The sequence below is a fragment of the Candidatus Arsenophonus triatominarum genome (genome assembly GCF_001640365.1).
GTDB classification, from domain to species: Bacteria; Pseudomonadota; Gammaproteobacteria; order Enterobacterales; family Enterobacteriaceae; genus Arsenophonus; species Arsenophonus triatominarum.
This window is the reverse complement of sequence record NZ_LWMI01000017.1, coordinates 98,645-119,239: the sequence shown is the minus strand read 5'-3', so window position 1 is coordinate 119,239 and position 20,595 is coordinate 98,645. Positions and strand designations below refer to the sequence as shown.

Here is a 20,595-nt window from a genome sequence, read left to right as displayed (position 1 = left end):
ACCCCAACTATTTTTTTCAATTCTTGGATTGAATTATTGCTCAAGATGATCGCATATGGCGACGACTTGTCATTGCTTGTTAGTACTGGTATAACCCGATACCTATTGTCTCAATCTTTTGGTCCCTTTATATGTCACCGCGTTTTAGTCATGTTTTTCAATTTGGTCAACGCTGGCTCAATTGGCTTAATCGCCAACCCCCTGATAGTGTCCGCACTGTTGTGATGGAAACCATGGTAAAGCGGCACTTCGCTTATGGGGTGGTCAATTTGGCGCTGTCCTAACCCTCAATGTAATTCTGAGAAACGGGTTAAATTTACCTGCAAAAGTCGAAGCTGCCCACATTGTGGCGTCAAAGCTTGCCTACAATGGATTAACAATACGCTAGCTTGGTTACCCGAAGCTCCTTGGCAGCACATCACTTCTACCATGCCTTGTGAATATTGGCCTATTATTCGCGCCAACCGTTGGCTTCTCGGTGAAATGAATCGATTAGCCGCTGATGTGATATTAACCATCTGCCGTGACCTCAATATCACCCCGGGCGTTTTCACTGCCATCCATACTTGGGGACGAGACCAAAAATGGCATCTCACCGAGAAGCCAACGGTTGGCGCGAATAATAGGCCAATATTCACAAGGCATGGTAGAAGTGATGTGCTGCCAAGGAGCTTCGGGTAACCAAGCTAGCGTATTGTTAATCCATTGTAGGCAAGCTTTGACGCCACAATGTGGGCAGCTTCGACTTTTGCAGGTAAATTTAACCCGTTTCTCAGAATTACATTGAGGGTTAGGACAGCGCCAAATTGACCACCCCATAAGCGAAGTGCCGCTTTACCATGGTTTCCATCACAACAGTGCGGACACTATCAGGGGGTTGGCGATTAAGCCAATTGAGCCAGCGTTGACCAAATTGAAAAACATGACTAAAATGCGGTGACATATAAAGGGACCAAAAGATTGAGACAATAGGTATCGGGTTATACTAGTACTAACAAGCAATGACAAGTCGTCGCCATAGGCGACCATCTTGATGTTTAGCTTTATCGATATCACCGCGACCACCGAGAAAAATAGTATTTGTAAAGTATTCTTTTAAAACAGATTCAGCAATTAACGCTAATTTATCATCGACAGAAATAGAAGGTGTTTCATTAGAATCTTTATCTATATTTTCATAATACGACAGCCTAATTTAAGCATTTCTAATGCAATTGCTGTTCGATTACAGGATTATTTTCCTTCACCATCATTAATCCTTTTTTCAGAAATAGCATCAATAACATCGACAACCGATTTAGGAATACGTACAGTAACTTTATAATCTTCAGGAATCATCATTAATATTCAAAATTAAATTTACAAATATTTAAAGAAATGTTATGCCATTAATTGCTGGCCTTTGCCATCTTTTGATGTTTTTATAATAAAAATAGATAAAAATCAATTAGATAAAACAATGTCAAACGCTGGCGTTTTGAATAAACAATCAATTTTTAATGGCAATTGCCATCATGTTGATTTTTTACATATAATTAATATCATCAATATAGTTTTAAGAAAAAAATAAATAAAAATCATATAGATGGCAAATAAACCACGAAAAGAATCTAAATGTATTCTTTTCTTAAATAACAATTAGTTGGCAAATAGTATGTTTATGCCATTTTTTAATGTCAAAATTCATAAAGACATATAAATAGTTTAATAAAAAATATTATATTTCATATAGTTAAAATAAATATTTTGCGTGTGATGTGTGGTTAGTGGTAGAAAAAGCGGATTGAGGTAGGTAAAATTGGAAATGTTTATTGGAATATTTTTAAAAAATTCTTTTGCTTTATAGGGGCGACAATATGCCTAATTGTTCTGGTTTAAAACAATAAACGGGGAAGCTAGGCAGGTTTAAAATATTTCCTTCTTGCTCATCATTAAATAAAGAATATGGTGATGAAGAAAAAAATTTTAATGTTGCTATTTTGTCTTGTTATCTCAAAATTCTCGCTTGCCGATTGTTTTGATAAAGCCGGAAGTTATTATCAAATAGCCCCCGATTATTTAAGAGCCATTGCCTGGCAAGAATCCAACTTTAATCCCCATGCAAAAAACAAAAATAAAGATGGCTCACTCGATTTAGGTGTTATGCAGATTAATACCAAAACTTTTAACGCCATTAAACATGAATACCCCTCGTTAACTGAAAGTAACTTAACCTGAGTTCGGGATAAGCGATAGTTGCGAGAAAATAAAAATAGCCGATTTATCAAAAAATATTTGAAAATCAATGAGATAAAAAAGAAGAAAAATTCTTAGTGATAGCAGGTTAAAAAAGAAGCTATTTTTCTCTACTAAAATCATGAAAAAAAACAAAATTAATACTGTTTTATGTAATTATTTTAAATTAACTATTTGAATATGTGATAAAAAATTAAGATCCTTATCCCGAACTCAGGTTAACTTAATAAATCATCCTTGTTTAAATATTCCACGAGTTTCGCACAGGCATATAAAATTCCAGAAATGGCTTAAAAGCAATGGTTAATTTGCAAGTTACTAAAACGTATAAATTTGTTTAAATTACAATAATTTGCTTTTAATTTATAAGATTTTGTCTATTTATATATTATGCTAAATCAAACTTAAAAATAGAGCGTTTTTTTATTGGTGCGAAACGCGTGCATTCATCTTGGTGCAATGATTTTAAGTCGTAATTTTGCTATCTACGGCAAAAATTGGCTAGCCGTTGGCATGTATAATTCTGGAATAAGAAATACTAATACATCAATTAAAAATCGTTACCACTATGCCAGAAAAATTTATCAACATTATCAGAAAATAAAATCGGAAAAAATGAATGAGAATAAAATTTACGGGACGATGGAATAAACAAAGTCTTAGGAAGGCAATTTGTGAAACGATTGAGGAATTGCAATTTTATGACATTGAATTTCTCTCCGGCGTTAATCTTTATTTTCACGGTGAAGATATTAATTTTAATAAGATTGAAATTAGGAGCGAAAATGACAAATCTGTCATGTTTATTTATGACAATAATATTCCGGTTATAAAACCACGCAAAAAGAAAAAAAGAAAAGCACCCGTCATTAGTCTTGCTGATTTTAAAAGAAATAAACCACGAAAAGATAAATAATAAAATAACTGGGCAGATATACCACCCTTTTTATTAATCTTTAAAAGCAATGGTTAATTTGCAAGTTACTAAAACGTATAAATTTGTTTAAATTACAATAAGTTGCTTTTAATTTATAAGATTTTGTTTATTTATATATTATGCTGAATTAAACTTAAAAATAGAGCTTTTTTTATTGGTGCGAAACGCGTGTAGGTATCGGGTTATACCAGTATTAACAAACAATGACAAGTCGTCGCCATAGGCGACCATCTTGATCCATAACATCTTTAATGGAAAAAGAAAAAGTATAGAGGGTGTTTATAATTCTGTGTCAGGGGATTTTATATTTTGATTATACCATCTAGGCGCCCTTTAAAATAGATGGACAATTGAGCAATGGTTAACGCCCAGTTACTAATCGGCATAGTCCATTTGTTGGATACCTGATTGATGCCAATATAGAGTAATTTTAATAAGCTGTTTTCATTAGGAAAAGCCCCTTTGGTTTTAGTTAATATCCTAAACTGCCGATGAACCGCCTCTACTGCATTGGTCGTATAAATGGGTTTTCTAATGGCTTTAGGGTATCGAAAATAAGCACTGAGCAACTCCCATTTACTTCGCCAGGATTATAGCACTATCGGGTATTTTTCACCCCATTTCGTTTCCAGTTCATCAAGGGCAAGCTCAGCAGCCGCTTTAGTATCTGCACGATAAACCGGCTTTAAATCAGCCATAAAGGCTTTTTGGTCTTTACTGGCAATATAACGTAAGCTATTGCGAATTTGATGAACTACGCATAGCTGAACTCTGTCTGCGGGAAAATACTGGCTATCGCTTCTGGAAACCCTTTTAATCCGTCAACACAAGCGATTAAAATATCTTGTATACCACGGTTATGTAAGTCAGTCAGAACGCTCAACCAATGATGTGTAGTGGTCAACTAAAATTGGCCACCCTACCTGACTGTTCACGGAACAGTCGCTCTGATTCGTTTGGCGTTAATCCACCGTTATACCAGTGAGGTCTTATATCGCTATAAAGCGTGTTGCTTAATAGTGAAATAAGGGTATTTCGGTGATTGAAGTAAATTTTAGGCTGTTCTGAGATGGAAATTCCAAAGACCGGCACTAAGGAGTAAAAAGGTATCATCAATAAAGGGTCTACGATTCCGTAAAATTTGGGTCATACAACCGAGGCGCTTGATACCCGCGATGGCGTGTTCAACCGTAATACGGATGCCCGAGATTATTTTATTTTCTTGTTTTTGTTCAGGCGATAAAGGTCTTTTTCGAGTTCCTTTTTTTGGGATTTGTGTATTAGGATGCTGTTTATCTATACCTTGAAAACCGGTATCGGCCCAGATGGTTACCTCAGGGGGAATATGGCGAATTATATCGACTTTATCGAGTAAGCGTTTATCGTGACGGCGCCCATTTTTGATCATGGGGATAAATCCAATTTTCCTCGTTTCGTCAGTCATAATAAGCCCTTTTCGAGTGGTCTGTCTTTTCTTTCCCGAATACATTTTTTTTCGCCGACGCAGATTCTTAGGCTTTTGGACAGGTCGCTCTGTCCCATCAATAAAGACGTCTTTAACTCCAAGGAAAGGCGCGAAAAAATTCCTCAGCAGAGCGAATTTGACGAGCGGGCAAAACACATTCTCGCCCCAAGGTCATCTCTAAAACCGGCAATAATATTTTTACCCAGCGACATACCCGTGTTCTATCTAAACCAAAAAGAAGTCCTTGCAAATCATAGGTCGGATAACATTTTAAATACAATAAAATAAAAAGCAGTTTATCTAATGGGGTTGGGATAAATCCTTTCTGCCCTGCACCCATTTGCCGCTCGTGATCTTTTCGATTCTTTTTCCGATAAATCAAATAACAAGCTGAAAATTCAGCGGCTAAATTTTTCAATTCTTCGACTGATAATCCAATGATTGCTTTACATAAACGATTATCTCGTAACAACCGCTCTTTGTTGATCATTTCAAACCGTTATTTTCTAAGTTAAACCTCTTTTTATTGTCTATAGCGTGACAAAAAATGCAACTCTCTATTCAGCAACTATTTTATAGTAGTGGGTTATGTAGCGAATAATGGCTGACTGAGCAGCACCTCAACCTTCAACATAATTTTGGCAAAATTTAGAAGAAAATAAAAAGGATTTCATCATGGCGCAGGTTAATGAGTAACCATTTCGGGTATTAATTTCTTATACATCGAGCAACGCGAGCGAACGGGCGAGGAAGCGGAAGATAACCGGAAATAACAGAGAACACGGTCACTCGAAAACCACTACTCAAAAAGCAAAGCATTTAATCATCTCGGATTTCATACAGCACCCCCAACTCTCTTGAGAATTCTGGCCCGCTGGCGAAGCGGTTAAATTGTGTGAACTTTGAGCAAAAAGTTCAATGATTTGTTTTGGTGCTTCACAGACAAGCACACGGAAGGTACTATTTCGCATAGCTCAATTCCTAGTTGGTTTAGGTTTTGGGTTAGCTGCCTCGCTGGGATTCGAGCCCATCGGGGTAGCGAAATAATTTATTTACCGGTTATATCACCAACCCATCTATATCCACCTGCTTCGGCTTCTTTTTGGGTCATTAAACGCCCTCGAATTCTTTTAACTGATTATCTCTCTTCCTTTTTAGATAAACCTTAAAAATTAGATGAATTATCTTTCAAACCTAACTTCTTTAAGTCCAATTGATAATAATTGCTTTTAATTGAGTTACCACTTTCAAATGAAAGCCAATCTAACTCAGCTAATTCTTTAATAGTTTTTGCTATCGTAGGTCTAGTTAAACCAGTTTCATCAATGAGTGCATTGTATGAAAGGTAACAAAAACCATCACCATTCATAAATCTGAATAGTCCTAATAAAACCAGCCTTTGATTAGGCTTCAATTTTGCTTTTCTCATTGCTTCAAAAAGAAGGTGCATTAGATCGTACTGGCTCCTTTTTGGCTTCATCAAGTCACTCCTCAATCTAAGGAGATAATAACAAGCCGTAGTTAAAAATTAATCTTTTTTATAAAAATTAACCACATGGTAGTTAATCAGATTTACTACCCTAGTTAATTAACTTTACTACGTAGTAAAATTTTGCATTTTAGGTAGTTAAGGAGCTTAACTCTAACAAATCATTTAAACAAACCAAGAACGATTCAATTTCCTAACTAAGAACAAAAACGTTTCTGCTTAAAATTGTTTAATACCCCTGCCCAACCAAAAAGCGGTAAAAAATGGAATTGCCAAACTTTAGACAATTTATTGTAATCAAACGGCAAATTGCACACCAAAGAAAACGGCAATTTTTCAGTATGGATTTTCTCTAATAAAGCCACCATTTCAGGCGTATCTATATTTAGACCTAACAAATCTGCCATTTCTGCATTGGTCTTAATTTCCCCTTCGCTGTCTGCAAAACCACAGGGGACAGTTGTGCGTCGGCAAAATTCATACATTTTAGATTTCATGCTGCACTCCCAACTGTATTGAGGATTCGAGCACGCTGATGAGGGGTTAAATCACGATATTTTTCAATCTGCTTTACTTCGAAGTACTCATACTACGACCTCCATCACTGGCTTACTTCCAGCCCAGACACGAGTTTCGCACCAATAAAAAACGCTCTATTTTTAAGTTTAATTCAGCATAATATATAAATAGACAAAATCTTATAAATTAAAATCAACCTATTGTAATTTAAACAAATTTATACGTTTTAGTAACTTGCAAATTAACCATTGCTTTTAAGCCATTTCTGGAATTTTATATGCCTGTGCGAAACTCGTGTCTCTTAGAGACTCCATTAATTGGCTGGTCTGCTATTTTTGCTTGGATTTTTGGCACTCTTGTCGGCGTATTCTTCAACTTGGGCATCCCTTCTTTGAATTCTATTCTGATGGCTGCAGTGGCTTATTGGATTTTGATGAAGCTCAAAAAAAGTTAATGTCGTTTTTGAATATTTTCACGTTTTGACTACACCCTAACATGAAATTTATGTAACCAGCTATTTATGTCATATTAGAGTTTTCAAGTTAATTAATTGACGTATTCATATTTAAATTTTAGATTTCAATATGACATAGATTGAAAGTTAAGGTAAAAATATGGCTGGAGAAAATGTTGGCTACATTTGGGTCAGTAGTAATGATCAAAATACAGAAAGTGTAGTGGCATACTAAATTTGGCCACCTAAGTTGAGGTGATATGCTTACCTCATAATTTTTATAGGTGCCGAAATGAGTAAAATAATTACTGCTGAATTTAAATGTGAAACCGCCAAATTAGTCCTTGACCAAAATTACACCTACCAGGAAGCCGCAAAAGGCATGAACGTCAGTCTTTCAGCGATTAGCCGGTGGGTAAGAGCCCTTCGTTTAGAACGTCAAGGGAAAACATCGCCTGGTCTGCCATTAACACCTGAACAAATTGAGTTCAGAGAAATGAAGAAAAAAATCCACCGGCTGGAAATGGAGAATGACATCTTAAAAAAGGCTACTGCGCTCTTAATGTCCGACTCACTAAAAAATTTTCGGTAGTTGAAAAGCTAAGAGTGCTTTATCCGGTGAAAACTTTGTGTCGTATTTTTAATGTTCACCGAAGCAGTTATCGCTATTGGTGTCGGCCTAAGGAGCCAGATATTGAGCGGACGATAAAACGTAGCCTAGTCAGCGAAGCGTGGAACGTTAGTGGCGGCTCTGCTGGCGCAAGGACTATCGCCACGATGGTTACCAATACACACAACGTGAAACTTGGGCGGTGGTTAGCGGGTAAGTTGATGAAAGAATTAATCATCGTCAGTTGCCAAGAGCGAAAACATAAATACAACCGCGGTGGAAATGAACGTATTGATATTCCAAATCTGCTCAATAGGCAGTTCGCTGTTACAAAGCCTGACCAGGTTTGGTGCGGCGATGTAACCTATATTTGGACAGGCTCACGATGGGCCTATCTGGCTGTGGTATTGGATTTGTTTGCCCGAAAACCGGTGGGCTGGGCAATGTCATTTGCACCAGACTCAGAATTAACAGCCAAAGCACTACAAATGGCTTGGGAACTACGTGGGCATCCAAAACAGGTGATGTTCCATAGTGATCAGGGAAGTCATTATACCAGTCGTCAGTATAGGCAGGCATTGTGGCGTTATCAGATGACCCAAAGTATCAGTCGCAGAGGGAATTGTTGGGATAATAGTCCGATGGAACGATTCTTCCGTAGTCTGAAGACCGAATGGGTGCCAACGACTGGCTACCAAAGCTGAGATAAGGAACGGAATAGATGGTTAAAAAACGATTAATTATTAATCAATTTTGAACAAAAGGATAGATCTACCCTGTCGTGAGTTTTTATCACCACCGCAAACAAGCCAGATCATGGTGACGTGCCATAAGTTCTTTACGACACGAGTTTCGCACAGGCATATAAAATTCCAGAAATGGCTTAAAAGCAATGGTTAATTTGCAAGTTACTAAAACGTATAAATTTGTTTAAATTACAATAAGTTGCTTTTAATTTATAAGATTTTGTCTATTTATATAGCTAGGCGACTTAATTTTGATTACAGCATATGTATTAAAAACAGGTCATCGATAGTGCATCCTGTTTCCATCTTTTTACGTTTAGCTTGAGACCATTTATGTTCTATAGGATTTAAATCTGGTGAATACACAGGCAAATATTCTATCTGGTGTCCTGCGTTTATAATTGCCTGTTCAATATTCTTACCTTTGTGAAAGCTAGCGTTGTCCATAAAAATAACAGAATTTTCAGGAAGTTCTGGGAGCAATATTTTTGTGATCCAAACATAAAAAACATCACGGTTAATATTGCAATCAAATAATCCGATAGCAAAAAGGGTTGTTCCCAATAAAGCGCCAATAACATTTGTTCTTCCCTTAGCACCCCAGTTTTTCAGGCCAAAACAACGGTGACCTTTTGGGGAATAGCCGTGAGTTCGTGGAGTGTCATGTGAAAAACCACTTTCATCAATAAAAACAACAGATTTATCTTTTTTTTCATACTGTTGTCTTTTTTGCTGATGTGCCAGCCTGTCGCTTTCGTTGGTTTTTGGATGGAATAGAGTTTTTTTTTATAGGTTAATCCCAGCTTTTTAAGGGATTGCCAAATAGTCTTTTTACAAACACCGAATCGCTCTGCCCGTTCCTTTTGGTAAGCATCTGGATACTGTTCCACATCTTTTGCTAAAGCATTTTTATCGAGCTTCCTCTTACGTGGCGTTGAATTTTTTGGCTCTGGTCGTTTAAGCCAACGTACTAAAGACGCTTTTCCAATACGGAATTGTTTCGCAGTTTCTCGAATTGTTAAACCTTCGGCTTTCCTTACAGATATTACTTTACGTCGAAAATCAATTGTATAACTCATAACACACCTTGTAATCAAAATTAAGTCGCCTAGCTATATATGTCGATTTAACCGTTTTTCGAGTATAGCCATTTTTACGCGTATCGATTGACGTTGTCGATAGGTAGTGTTCTATTTCTGCCTGCAGGGCAGCTTCGGTCAGCTGTTTTATGAGTGGTGTGAGTATTCCATCCGTACCGAGTAAATTTTTACCTGATTGTAATTGCTTCAACGCTTCATCAAAATTAAATGATTGATTTCTCATATGTCATACCTCTTTTTTTTGAGTTTAAGATATGACACAGATTTTTGAACACTACTGCGACAGATTGATTTTTTTGCTTTTGTTTGTTTTTTAATTTCACAATAAATACGTAAAATTGAACTTCTGTAAAATACCATCAGGGTTCGCATAATATCCAACGCCGTTATGTTGAATAGCCGTCTGCGAAAATATCTCCTCGCAGACGGCGGCCATTTACACATAACGCCATTGTGCGAACCTGCGGTTATTTACCTTTTGTATTTGATATCGCTTTCATTTTTAGCGGATATTTTGCGCGATTGATTTGTTCATTTCTCCTAGCATAGTTTGCATACTATTGAGTAAATTAACGGTAATATTGTACGTCTGCATGACTTTTTGAATTTGTAATTGCGATTGAGAAACAAAATCAGATGCTCTGTCTGATACGGTTTTGATAGCGGCTTTAACAGCTTCTAATTGACCCTTATTTAATCCCATTCTTGCTGATAAAGCATTTTCAATATTATGTATATGTTCATGGCTGATTTTCTTCTTGACTAAAGAATGAATTAGCTCTGCTGACTGTTTTAATGGGTTGAACATTGAGTTTGCTTCTAATGTAAAACTTGCAATTTTACCCATTGTCGTCTCATCAATATTTAGAGTTTTCTTCAAATGGTTATTAAGGTCTGTCACTTCCGCGATATAATTGCTACAACTTTTCTCATTAACTTTAATATTATGTTTATCCATATAATTAACAATATCTTGCACACTTTTTAATGGTATTCCTTCAGGACCTGACTGAGCAATTTTTTCCTGCAATTTATTTAGTAACTTAGTATCTTCAGTCATGGTAGTAGGAAGCTTACTTTTCAGGTAATCATCGATTGATTTATCATTAACAGTAATGTGATTATCACGCATATATTTCACAACATTATCAGGAATCGCTCTTTTTGCTTTGTCGTCTTCCTTAGCTACATCAGCGATGACTCCTTCAACTTGATTAGCCATTTCTTGAGAATCTCTTGAGAAATCGGCTCTTTTTCTCATTTCAAGATATTTTGTGTTGGCTAAATCTGAGAGTAAATTCATAAAGGTATATAGGATTTCTATGCCTTGAGATAATATAAGATCTCTTTCATAATTATATTTACCATTGTATGATCCTGAAATAGTATTACTACTGAATGATTCCACGGGTGAAGTAATCATAATTTATATCCTTAATTTTATGATTTTTGTTAATTTTAATGACAAATGGAAGAACTTATTCGACCATGGAGCTCAACTAAATCTTTTGTAAAAGCTCTCATTTGTTCAGAAACTTGCCGCATTTTATCTGCTAAATCATTAATATTTTTTGCGTAATTTGGGGCATTAGTTGTTTGAAGCTCCCCAGTCAATTTATCTAATTCTGCTAATCTTGTGTCGTTAGCAGATTGTATTTGTGTAATATCTTGTGCGCCATAACCTAAACCGGATCCAATCTGTCCTCCTATTTGGCCTGAGCCCAAGTATTTACCGGCTCCGATTCCTGCCAGACCAATTATTCCCGAAGCAATTTGTCCTCCTGCTGACCAGATTGCGGCAGCGTTTGCGCTATCTATTCCTTCACGTTTTTTATCCATTGAGGCAACTTGGATATTCCATCCTAGCTCTTGTTGTTTCTGGTTAAATTCTTGCAAGGTGTTACGAAGTTTTTTTAGCATTTCAGTTAGCATCATCAGTTCGTTGATTTGAGAAATGCTCTCCATACCCTCACTGTGTGATGATGTATTATACACGAGTTTCGCACAGGCATATAAATCTGGAAGAACGCAAAAAATACCGATTTAGTCCGAGTCATTAAAGCAAAAATGCCCCTATTCTCCTTGGAGCATTCTTGCTAACGCTGGATTATGTAATAAAATAAATAGCATATTAATGTAGCTTTTTGTTTTCCATAATTCAATCTGATATTAACAACCGTGAAAAAATTGGACTGAGCAAAAAATTTACTCCAACGCCCCATGATGCCGTATTTCGGAAGTTTTTAAGTGAAAAAGAAACGGCTAAGGCACGAGTTTCGCACAGGCATATAAAATTCCAAAAATGATAACCCGATACCTATTGTCTCAATCTTTTGGTCCCTTTTATGTCACCGCGTTTTAGTCATGTTTTTCAATTTGGTCAACGCTGGCTCAATTGGCTTAATCGCCAACCCCCTGATAGTGTCCGCACTGTTGTGATGGAAACCATGGTAAAGATTATGGCTTGCGGCACTTCGCTTATGGGGTGGTCAATTTGGCGCTGTCCTGACCCTCAATGTAATTCTGAAAAACGGATTAAATTTACCTGCAAAAGTCGAAGCTGCCCACATTGTGGCGTCAAAGCTTGCCTACAATGGATTAACAATACGCTAGCTTGGTTACCCGAAGTTCCTTGGCAGCACATCACTTTTACCATGCCTTGTGAATATTGGCCTATTATTCGCGCCAACCGTTGGCTTCTCGGTGAAATGAATCGATTAGCCGCTGTGTGATATTAACCATCTGCCGTGACCTTAATATCACCCCAGGCGTTTTCACTGCCATCCATACCTGGGGACGAGACCAAAAATGGCATCCGCATATTCATTTTTCAACCACCGCCGGCGGGGTGACTAAAAAGAATACCTGGCGGGATATCAGCTTTTATCGCGAAAACATTACGACAATGTGGCGATAATGGAATCAATTACTTAACACTCACTACAAGCGCGGGTGGAATATTAATCTTTCTGATATTCTTTCCAATATTACCCATGTCACCCTTTCATGACATCCGATGAATTTATTACCCAGTTTGCGTCTCATGTGCCAGAAAAATGCTTTCACATGATCCACTATTACGGCTTTTTAAGTCCATCAGCACGGATGCGAAAAATGTTAACGGAGGTTGTTTATCCTTTAGCCCAGCAAGATAAAAAACCCGCTAAAAAAGTCACCTGGCGAAACATGTATCAACACGTCTTTAAAGTCGATCCACTTACTTGTCTCTTATGTGGGAAAAAATTACTTTTCGCAGGAATGAATTTTGGATTGAATCGTAAAGAGCTTATGGCACGTCACCATGATCTGGCTTGTTTGCGGTGGCGATAAAAACTCACGACAGGGTAGATCTATCCTTTTGTTCAAAATTGATTAATAATTAATCGGTTTTTAACCATCTATTGCGTTCCTTATCTCAACCTTCAACATAATTTTGGCAAAATTTAGAAGAAAATAAAAAGGATTTCATCATGGCGCAGGTTAATGAGTAACCATTTCGGGTATTAATTTCTTATATAAATAATGAATAGGAGGAAATTGTATGGCTACAGAAATAAGGCTTGAAGGAGCTCTATTTAATAGAGTTATCAATGATTATGATATCAGTAAAATTCAAAGTGCTACAAACAGAAGTGACGTAGAGAGTCTTTGGGGTAAAATTATAGATTGGTTTTGTGGAACACGAAAAGAAGAAGCCAAGAAAGCGTTGTTTGATATTATCCATAATGATGATAATAAAGGAAATTATTATATTCATGAAATAAAAGTATCTTATCGAGGAATTGAACAATCAAACTAATACATAAGGTATTGTTTATTTATTAGTTTTTATATTATGGGAATCATTATTTATTATCATGCCATAAGGTTCGCATAATATCCAACGCCGTTATGAATTGTCTTAATGAAAATATTTTATTGGATTTTAATAATTTTGTTCAAAAAAAATTATTAGATAATGAAAATAGAAATCAAGGAGCGGTATTATGTCATTTTCTATTCAAAGTAATTCTTTATTTGCATTCAATAGAACTCTTAGTAATGAATATGTTCAACGTGCTGTTAATAGTTCTTCAAAGGAAGACGCCATACACATTGGTATATGGGAAAAAATTAAAGATTGGTTTTGTGGAACTAACGCAAGTGAAGCGTTAGAACATATTTATGAATTAACTCATAACGATAATGAGTTTACTACTGAGTCGGCTGTGAATAAAGTTATTGCATTTTATAAACTTAAGGAAATGGTATCTCCAGCTTATCAAGATAAATTTCAAGCGTTTATTACTCAAAACGAAGATGATACATATATTTTTTCTTTTTCTATTAAAGATGTTATGGATGAACGCGCATTGGTTTATGGAAGTACTGAAAAAGATGTTTATTCTGTTGAAAAAAAGGAATTAACAAATAATATTGTTATGAATAAGGATATCGAGATATCTTTATTATTTCAGATTAAATGTTCTGATTATTATACCAAACAACTTTTTTTACTAGATTCTATTGATGGACTAGATGTCTGCAACCAAAAAGGGACGGAAAATGAATGGATTTATAATTTTGCTCAATCAATTTATAAAATAAGAGCAAAAACAAAAGAAAAATTTGATTCAATAAACAGAGCAAGTATTAAAGAAGATTTACTAGAAGTAACATCCAGTAGAAATGACAAACTTAAAGAACTTGATCATAAGGTTAGATTATTATTATCTGAAAGTGAATCAGCTATCAATAATATGTCTTCGCATATTAAAAATATAGAGACAATTATAGACGATTATAGACGATTATAAAATGAAAATTGCTAATAATATGTAGTAGCTCAGACTTAATCTGACATTTGCCGGTTATTTATACAGTATCTATCAGATCAAGTCCGAGCTACTACACAATTTCAAATATCATCCTCTAAAAATAAATTACCCCCAGCAGGTTCATGCTCTATTATATCATTAACAATATAGTATAACTCTGATTCAATTGAATTTTTCCAATTACGAAGCTTTAAAATAGCTTTCATTTCATCTTCTAATGCTGCCGTTTTGGCCTGATACGTTCTAGTATAAACACCAGCTTCATTTTCTTTCCATTTTTCTTCATTTTTCACCACTGCATTTGGTACTGTTACTACCGCATCAGTTAATTCTGTAACTTTTCCAGTTACGCTATTCCCATCCTTATCTTTTAAAATTACCGTAACCTTCATATCACTATTTACTGAATAACCTGTTTTATCTAACTGAATTGTTGACTTTTCAGATGCGGGGTAACCTACAGTAATGGCGTAGTCGGTTGATTTAACTGTCTCATGCCAGGCAGACAGTTTTAAAGTTGCTTTCAGGCCATCTTGTGCCTTTTGTGCCATATATGTTCTAGTATAAACACCAGCTTCATTTTCTTTCCATTTTTCTTCATTTTTCACCACTGCATTTGGTACTGTTACTACCGCATCAGTTAATTCTGCAACTTTTCCAGTTACGCTATTCCCATACAAATCTTTCAAGGTTACCGTAACATTTATGTCACTATTTGCGGGATAGATGTCTTTATCTAACGTAATTGTTGACTTCATATACGCAGGGTTACCGGTAGTAATTGCGTAATTAGCTGATTCAGTTGTACCCTTCCAATCTGGAAGCTTTACAGTCGCTTTCAGGTTTTCACCTACAGTCTCGGCCTTATAAATTGTAGTATAGGTCCCAGCTTCATTTTCTTTCCATTTTTCACCTATTTTCATTTTTGCATTTGGTACTGTTACTACCGCATCAGTTAATTCTGCAACTTTTCCAGTTACGCTATTCCCATACAAATCTTTCAAGGTTACCGTAACATTTATGTCACTATTTGCGGGATAGATGTCTTTATCTAACGTAATCGTTGACTTCATATACGCAGGGTTACCGGTAGTAATTGCGTAATTAGCCGATTCAGTTGTACCCTTCCAACCTGGAAGCTTTACAGTCGCTTTCAGGTTTTCACCTACAGTCTCGGCCTTATAAATTGTAGTATAGGTCCCAGCTTCATTTTCTTTCCATTTTTCACCTATTTTCATTTTTGCATTTGGTACATTTACTACATTAGTCGAAGTGAGTTCTGAGGTTTTTCCTGTTATGCTATTATATTTCCCATCTTTCAAGGTTACCGTAACATTTATGTCACTATTTGCGGGATAGATGTCTTTATCTAACGTAATCGTTGACTTCATATACGCAGGGTTACCGGTAGTAATTGCGTAATTAGCCGATTCAGTTGTACCCTTCCAACCTGGAAGCTTTACAGTCGCTTTCAGGTTTTCACCTACAGTCTCGGCCTTATAAATTGTAGTATAGGTCCCAGCTTCATTTTCTTTCCATTTTTCACCTATTTTCATTTTTGCATTTGGTACTGTTACTACCGCATCAGTTAATTCTGCAACTTTTCCAGTTACGCTATTCCCATACAAATCTTTCAAGGTTACCGTAACATTTATGTCACTATTTGCGGGATAGATGTCTTTATCTAACGTAATCGTTGACTTCATATACGCAGGGTTACCGGTAGTAATTGCGTAATTAGCCGATTCAGTTGTACCCTTCCAATCTGGAAGCTTTACAGTCGCTTTCAGGTTTTCACCTACAGTCTCGGCCTTATAAATTGTAGTATAGGTCCCAGCTTCATTTTCTTTCCATTTTTCACCTATTTTCATTTTTGCATTTGGTACTGTTACTACCGCATCAGTTAATTCTGCAACTTTTCCAGTTACGCTATTCCCATACAAATCTTTCAAGGTTACCGTAACATTTATGTCACTATTTGCGGGATAGATGTCTTTATCTAACGTAATCGTTGACTTCATATACGCAGGGTTACCGGTAGTAATTGCGTAATTAGCCGATTCAGTTGTACCCTTCCAACCTGGAAGCTTTACAGTCGCTTTCAGGTTTTCACCTACAGTCTCGGCCTTATAAATTGTAGTATAGGTCCCAGCTTCATTTTCTTTCCATTTTTCACCTATTTTCATTTTTGCATTTGGTACTGTTACTACCGCATCAGTTAATTCTGCAACTTTTCCAGTTACGCTATTCCCATACAAATCTTTCAAGGTTACCGTAACATTTATGTCACTATTTGCGGGATAGATGTCTTTATCTAACGTAATCGTTGACTTCATATACGCAGGGTTACCGGTAGTAATTGCGTAATTAGCCGATTCAGTTGTACCCTTCCAATCTGGAAGCTTTACAGTCGCTTTCAGGTTTTCACCTACAGTCTCGGCCTTATAAATTGTAGTATAGGTCCCAGCTTCATTTTCTTTCCATTTTTCACCTATTTTCATTTTTGCATTTGGTACATTTACTACATTAGTCGAAGTGAGTTCTGAGGTTTTTCCTGTTATGCTATTATATTTCCCATCTTTCAAGGTTACCGTAACCTTCATATCACTATTTGCGGGATAGATGTCTTTATCTAAAGTAATCGTTGAATTCTCATGCGCATTCTCTCTATCAGGTATGACTTTGATTAAAGTGATGGCTTTGTTTGATTCATTACCTTTATTATCTATTCCTACAGCAGTCAATTGATATTCTTGAGGAGGATTGTTGTTTGTTTTATTAATATACTGTGGAAGGGCAAGTTTTACTTGACTGCTTGACATCTTGCGATAACGTCCACCATCTGAGATAAAATTAGCGGAAGGTTCCCAACGAACATCTTTCAAACCATATTTTGCATTATTAACAGTCGCTGAAATAGTAATTATTTTTCCTGCTTTCTCTGTTATTGCATTTGGTGTGGAAATGCTAATTATATTTTGCTTACGATATTCCATAACAATATCATAATTCCGATCGACAAAATCATACTTATTGCCAACCAAACTATGCATCATACCAACTGAATCATGGTCTAACTGTTGTGACAATGGTACCCCAAAACGATAAGTAATATCTAAACCAAGCATTGTGTTATTAACATCACCGACCGAACGCTCGCCTTTCAGGGTGATTAAGGGGATTGGCGTGTAATTCACACCAAATGTGAATGAGTAAGGGTCTTTTTTTAACTCATTTGGATTAGCACCCGTAGCAAGGTGAACAGCTTTGCCAAAATATTGCTCATATTTGATGCTACCACCCAATTGAGGGTAAGCGGGTAAATACGCTTGAGCGTTAATATCAAAACCAGATGCTGGACGCTCAATATAATTATCCATTACGGATATCTTTGATTGGTGCCAGTTGGTCAAGCCAAAATAACTATTAGCCGCCAGTTTTAGATAATCTGTCCACGCTTCACCGCCAATGCCTAATCTGGAATTTCTACCAGTATAATCATAATCATAAAAGGTATTAATGCCACACATCCAATTTTTATAATATTGACGATAGCCAAATCCAAGGTTAGCTGTGTTTCTTTCTGTATTATTTCTGATTCCAAACTGGGTAAATAAAAGACTATTATGCCCATCAATAACAGGTAATAAAAAATCCCCAGAAATGTTTTTATCTGTATCTATAAAAAAGCGAGCAGTGCCGTATTGTCCAAGCCAATCGTTTACTTTTTTGTTAACCAGCTTTTCTCCAAGATTTTTAGTGTAATTAATCGCTGCATTCTTTGAATTATCGCTTGATAGAATATTACCCACTTGTGAAACAGATGAAGCTAATGTTTCTTCATAGTTTTCTTTTTCAGTATCATGGTAGTTCTTTCTGTCTTGTTCGATTACTGATTGTATCCCTGACGTTTTTTTAGGTATATCTGGGTCTGCAACCACTTTTGCTATAGAAAAGAATAGAACATAGAATAACTGAACAAATAATAAAAAACAGGCTGTTATTTTACTAAAATTACCTATTTTTTTAATTCTAAGCATACTATTCACACTCACACTTATTTACAATGAATGTATTTAATTAACAATATATTAAATATAAACTGATATTTAGGAATTTCAAAAAAATATAGAAGATTTTTAAATAAAAAGGTTATGTCGCATTAAAACTATCTGTCTGATTGTCAACGATCACCGAAAACTGATCTACTTTTTAGCTAAATACGATCAATCAAATATGAGCATAAGTTTGCATTGAATGTTAGATATATGTTAAAGGAGGATGTTATGGCTTATCGTTCTTTCTCTCTAACTCCAGCACTCAGCAATCACTGCGTAAAGGTGACACGTTAGTTGTCTGGAAACTATCTCGATTGGCGCGATCTCTGACCCGTGTCATCAAAACTGTCACAGATATTGGCGAGCACTGAATTGCCTTAAAAGTTTTGACGAAAAATATCGATACAAGGACGCCAGAAGCAAGGTTATTTTTCCATATGACGGCTGCCATTGATGAATTCCAGCGGGAGCTTATCGTCGAAAATACCCGCGCAGGTCTGAAAGCTGCAGCCAAACGTGGAAGACGTGGTGGAAGAATAAAAGCAATGAATGAGCAAACCATCAAATATGCTAAGGCCATGCTTAAAGACACAGAAAACTCCCCCTTCATAGGTGATATCATCGATCAGCTTAAAATCGGTCGGACTGCCTTCTACCGATATTTTCCAACTGACCGTATAAAAGAACTCAGAAAAGAGCACTTTTACAGCACCAAACCCTAAGTTAACCTGAGTTCGGGATAAGCATTATCAATTATGCTTGAAGAGATGTTCCTGCCACAGGTATCTTTGGTTTAGATAGAATTAAACAATATGCAACCCGCCCGGCTAATAAATTCACTACAAAGTTAGCAGGAGAGCGGTGCCGCGTATGCTCTATTTGACAAAGACACGAGTTTCGCACAGGCATATAAAATTCCAGAAATGGCTTAAAAGCAATGGTTAATTTGCAAGTTACTAAAACGTATAAATTTGTTTAAATTACAATAAGTTGCTTTTTATTTATAAGATTTTGTCTATTTATATATTATGCTGAATTAAACTTAAAAATAGAGCGTTTTTTTATTGGTGCGAAACTCGTGTTAACTAAACCTATGCCAGCAATAAAATAACATCATGTTCGTTACCTGAATACTGATAATGAACCATCTCTATTTTTTTACTACGTGTTTTGGCAATTAGCGTATCGTCAGCTATTAGTACACAAGGGCTTTTTTTGTCTATAGATGTTTCAATTAATCTCCACAGGTCTTTAGGTCGAAAACACCTGCTTTTTAACCATCGACTAATAGTGTCATGAGACAAGGTGATGGGCTTACTTCTGATAACGCCAAACCAGAGTATCTCACACTGCTTACTTGTAAGAATGTTTTGTAGATATATTTAATGCATGGATAAACTGACAAAATATAAACATCCTAATTTTTTCTTGTTTTGAACTTTATACTTCTTTTTCGGAGCTTGAGAAACTCGTGTATAACTTAGGGTTTGGTGCTGTAAAAGTGCTCTTTTCTGAGTTCTTTTATACGGTCAGTTGGAAAATATCGGTAGAAGGCAGTCCGACCGATTTTAAGCTGATCGATGATATCACCTATGAAGGGGGAGTTTTCTGTGTCTTTAAGCATGGCCTTAGCATATTTGATGGTTTGCTCATTCATTGCTTTTATTCTTCCACCACGTCTTCCACGTTTGGCTGCAGCTTTCAGACCTGCGCGGGTATTTTCGACGATAAGCTCCCGCTGGAATTCATCAATGGCAGCCGTCATATGGAAAAATAACCTTGCTTCTGGCGTCCTTGTATCGATATTTTTCGTCAAAACTTTTAAGGCAATTCAGTGCTCGCCAATATCTGTGACAGTTTTGATGACACGGGTCAGAGATCGCGCCAATCGAGATAGTTTCCAGACAACTAACGTGTCACCTTTACGCAGTGATTGCTGAGTGCTGGAGTTAGACACGAGTTTCGCACAGGCATATAAAATTCCAAAAATGGCTTAAAAGCAATGGTTAATTTGCAAGTTACTAAAACGTATAAATTTGTTTAAATTACAATAAGTTGCTTTTTATTTATAAGATTTTGTCTATTTATATATTATGCTGAATTAAACTTAAAAATAGAGCGTTTTTTTATTGGTGCGAAACTCGTGTTAGAGAGTAAAGAACGAT

General features: G+C 36.2%; 16 protein-coding genes and 10 pseudogenes. 9 read left to right on the top strand and 17 right to left on the bottom strand.

Annotated features, from left to right (window positions below; genetic code table 11):
• Positions 1-131 precede the first annotated feature (131 nt).
• A pseudogene (locus AYJ55_RS26910) lies at positions 132-591 on the top strand (transposase zinc-binding domain-containing protein); the annotation flags it as partial.
• On the opposite strand, the gene AYJ55_RS36310 reads toward AYJ55_RS26910, so the two are convergent.
• On the bottom strand, positions 511-819 hold the full coding sequence (locus tag AYJ55_RS36310) for a transposase zinc-binding domain-containing protein (RefSeq protein ID WP_063657519.1): 309 nt from the start codon (positions 817-819) through the stop codon (positions 511-513). The pseudogene AYJ55_RS26910 and the gene AYJ55_RS36310 overlap by 81 nt on opposite strands.
• Positions 820-1,950: 1,131 nt before the next feature.
• Between AYJ55_RS36310 and AYJ55_RS18185 the strand changes: the two genes are divergently transcribed.
• The 3 genes from AYJ55_RS18185 (at position 1,951) to AYJ55_RS18175 (ending at position 3,151) form a co-directional block, all read left to right on the top strand.
• Entirely contained in the window at positions 1,951-2,217 is a 267-nt protein-coding gene (locus AYJ55_RS18185) for a lytic transglycosylase domain-containing protein (protein WP_063657518.1), read from the top strand.
• A gap of 447 nt (positions 2,218-2,664) precedes the next feature.
• Positions 2,665-2,886 carry a transglycosylase SLT domain-containing protein gene (locus tag AYJ55_RS35190; protein WP_342668184.1) on the top strand — a complete coding sequence of 74 codons (222 nt, stop codon included), beginning with the start codon at positions 2,665-2,667 and terminating at the stop codon, positions 2,884-2,886.
• Positions 2,855-3,151, top strand: coding sequence for a hypothetical protein (locus tag AYJ55_RS18175; protein ID WP_063657516.1), 297 nt, complete (start codon positions 2,855-2,857; stop codon positions 3,149-3,151). Before AYJ55_RS35190 ends, AYJ55_RS18175 begins: the two co-directional genes overlap by 32 nt.
• 323 nt (positions 3,152-3,474) lie before the next feature.
• Here AYJ55_RS18175 and AYJ55_RS36305 read toward each other — a convergent pair whose 3' ends face one another.
• The 7 genes and pseudogenes from AYJ55_RS36305 to AYJ55_RS18150 form a co-directional block, all read right to left on the bottom strand.
• Complete coding sequence (locus AYJ55_RS36305) at positions 3,475-3,741, bottom strand: transposase (RefSeq protein ID WP_425393821.1); 267 nt, start codon at positions 3,739-3,741, stop codon at positions 3,475-3,477.
• 21 nt (positions 3,742-3,762) lie between these two features.
• Positions 3,763-4,055: pseudogene (locus AYJ55_RS36300) on the bottom strand (transposase).
• 17 nt (positions 4,056-4,072) lie between these two features.
• The gene (locus tag AYJ55_RS29670) at positions 4,073-4,264 is read right to left on the bottom strand and encodes a hypothetical protein (RefSeq protein ID WP_162505701.1); all 192 of its coding nucleotides are present in this window, start codon (positions 4,262-4,264) and stop codon (positions 4,073-4,075) included.
• Positions 4,227-4,793, bottom strand: a complete 567-nt coding sequence (locus AYJ55_RS29665) for a transposase family protein (protein WP_162505700.1) — start codon at positions 4,791-4,793, stop codon at positions 4,227-4,229. Before AYJ55_RS29665 ends, AYJ55_RS29670 begins: the two co-directional genes overlap by 38 nt.
• Positions 4,729-5,127: a helix-turn-helix domain-containing protein gene (locus AYJ55_RS29660; RefSeq protein ID WP_063657515.1), complete on the bottom strand. Its 399-nt coding sequence runs from the start codon at positions 5,125-5,127 to the stop codon at positions 4,729-4,731. The genes AYJ55_RS29665 and AYJ55_RS29660 overlap by 65 nt, the downstream gene beginning before the upstream one ends.
• A gap of 675 nt (positions 5,128-5,802) precedes the next feature.
• Positions 5,803-6,117 (bottom strand): helix-turn-helix domain-containing protein, encoded by a 315-nt coding sequence (locus AYJ55_RS18155; RefSeq protein ID WP_063657514.1) that lies wholly within the window; start codon positions 6,115-6,117, stop codon positions 5,803-5,805.
• A 206-nt stretch (positions 6,118-6,323) separates the two neighbouring features.
• On the bottom strand, positions 6,324-6,623 hold the full coding sequence (locus AYJ55_RS18150) for a hypothetical protein (protein ID WP_063657513.1): 300 nt from the start codon (positions 6,621-6,623) through the stop codon (positions 6,324-6,326).
• A 768-nt stretch (positions 6,624-7,391) separates the two neighbouring features.
• On the opposite strand from AYJ55_RS18150, the pseudogene AYJ55_RS18140 reads away from it, so the two are divergent.
• A pseudogene (locus AYJ55_RS18140) lies at positions 7,392-8,410 on the top strand (IS3 family transposase); the annotation flags it as partial.
• Positions 8,411-8,710: 300 nt separating this feature from the next.
• Here AYJ55_RS18140 and AYJ55_RS26900 read toward each other — a convergent pair.
• From AYJ55_RS26900 to sseD, 5 genes and pseudogenes are all read right to left on the bottom strand, one after another.
• A complete protein-coding gene (locus AYJ55_RS26900; RefSeq protein WP_063653499.1) occupies positions 8,711-9,199 on the bottom strand; it encodes an IS630 family transposase in 489 nt (162 codons plus the stop codon).
• A 65-nt stretch (positions 9,200-9,264) separates the two neighbouring features.
• Positions 9,265-9,534 (bottom strand): annotated as a pseudogene (locus tag AYJ55_RS33625) (IS630 transposase-related protein); the annotation flags it as partial.
• A gap of 46 nt (positions 9,535-9,580) precedes the next feature.
• Positions 9,581-9,778: pseudogene (locus AYJ55_RS18130) on the bottom strand (IS256 family transposase); the annotation flags it as partial.
• Positions 9,779-10,057: 279 nt separating this feature from the next.
• The gene (locus AYJ55_RS29650; RefSeq protein ID WP_187153315.1) at positions 10,058-10,963 is read right to left on the bottom strand and encodes a secretion protein EspA; all 906 of its coding nucleotides are present in this window, start codon (positions 10,961-10,963) and stop codon (positions 10,058-10,060) included.
• A 50-nt stretch (positions 10,964-11,013) separates the two neighbouring features.
• Positions 11,014-11,550, bottom strand: coding sequence for a type III secretion system translocon protein SseD (gene sseD, locus AYJ55_RS18120; RefSeq protein ID WP_162505697.1), 537 nt, complete (start codon positions 11,548-11,550; stop codon positions 11,014-11,016).
• A gap of 350 nt (positions 11,551-11,900) precedes the next feature.
• Between sseD and AYJ55_RS26880 the strand changes: the two are divergent.
• The 3 genes and pseudogenes from AYJ55_RS26880 (at position 11,901) to AYJ55_RS18100 (ending at position 14,351) form a co-directional block, all read left to right on the top strand.
• Positions 11,901-12,885: pseudogene (locus AYJ55_RS26880) on the top strand (IS91 family transposase).
• A gap of 211 nt (positions 12,886-13,096) precedes the next feature.
• The gene (locus AYJ55_RS18105) at positions 13,097-13,354 is read left to right on the top strand and encodes a hypothetical protein (protein WP_063657507.1); all 258 of its coding nucleotides are present in this window, start codon (positions 13,097-13,099) and stop codon (positions 13,352-13,354) included.
• A 187-nt stretch (positions 13,355-13,541) separates the two neighbouring features.
• Positions 13,542-14,351, top strand: coding sequence for a hypothetical protein (locus AYJ55_RS18100; protein ID WP_063657506.1), 810 nt, complete (start codon positions 13,542-13,544; stop codon positions 14,349-14,351).
• A gap of 101 nt (positions 14,352-14,452) precedes the next feature.
• On the opposite strand, the gene AYJ55_RS18095 is transcribed toward AYJ55_RS18100, so the two are convergent.
• On the bottom strand, positions 14,453-18,412 hold the full coding sequence (locus AYJ55_RS18095) for an inverse autotransporter beta domain-containing protein (RefSeq protein WP_063657505.1): 3,960 nt from the start codon (positions 18,410-18,412) through the stop codon (positions 14,453-14,455).
• A 224-nt stretch (positions 18,413-18,636) separates the two neighbouring features.
• Between AYJ55_RS18095 and AYJ55_RS18090 the strand changes: the two are divergent.
• Positions 18,637-19,152 (top strand): annotated as a pseudogene (locus AYJ55_RS18090) (recombinase family protein).
• Positions 19,153-19,183: 31 nt separating this feature from the next.
• Here AYJ55_RS18090 and AYJ55_RS36295 read toward each other — a convergent pair.
• From AYJ55_RS36295 to AYJ55_RS18085, 3 pseudogenes are all read right to left on the bottom strand, one after another.
• A pseudogene (locus AYJ55_RS36295) lies at positions 19,184-19,318 on the bottom strand (IS982 family transposase); the annotation flags it as partial.
• A 218-nt stretch (positions 19,319-19,536) separates the two neighbouring features.
• A pseudogene (locus tag AYJ55_RS36290) lies at positions 19,537-19,835 on the bottom strand (IS701 family transposase); the annotation flags it as partial.
• A gap of 75 nt (positions 19,836-19,910) precedes the next feature.
• A pseudogene (locus AYJ55_RS18085) lies at positions 19,911-20,387 on the bottom strand (recombinase family protein).
• Positions 20,388-20,595: the final 208 nt, after the last annotated feature.

Excerpts from the sequence above, each read along its gene's own strand:
- AYJ55_RS36310 (WP_063657519.1), bottom strand. The coding sequence starts at position 819 with ATGGGGTGGTCAATTTGGCGCTGTCCTAACCCTCAATGTAATTCTGAG.
- AYJ55_RS18185 (WP_063657518.1), top strand. The coding sequence starts at position 1,951 with ATGAAGAAAAAAATTTTAATGTTGCTATTTTGTCTTGTTATCTCAAAA.
- AYJ55_RS18175 (WP_063657516.1), top strand. The coding sequence starts at position 2,855 with ATGAGAATAAAATTTACGGGACGATGGAATAAACAAAGTCTTAGGAAG.
- AYJ55_RS29660 (WP_063657515.1), bottom strand. The coding sequence starts at position 5,127 with ATGATCAACAAAGAGCGGTTGTTACGAGATAATCGTTTATGTAAAGCA.
- AYJ55_RS18155 (WP_063657514.1), bottom strand. The coding sequence starts at position 6,117 with ATGAAGCCAAAAAGGAGCCAGTACGATCTAATGCACCTTCTTTTTGAA.
- AYJ55_RS18150 (WP_063657513.1), bottom strand. The coding sequence starts at position 6,623 with ATGAAATCTAAAATGTATGAATTTTGCCGACGCACAACTGTCCCCTGT.
- AYJ55_RS18105 (WP_063657507.1), top strand. The coding sequence starts at position 13,097 with ATGGCTACAGAAATAAGGCTTGAAGGAGCTCTATTTAATAGAGTTATC.
- AYJ55_RS18100 (WP_063657506.1), top strand. The coding sequence starts at position 13,542 with ATGTCATTTTCTATTCAAAGTAATTCTTTATTTGCATTCAATAGAACT.
- AYJ55_RS18095 (WP_063657505.1), bottom strand. The coding sequence starts at position 18,412 with ATGCTTAGAATTAAAAAAATAGGTAATTTTAGTAAAATAACAGCCTGT.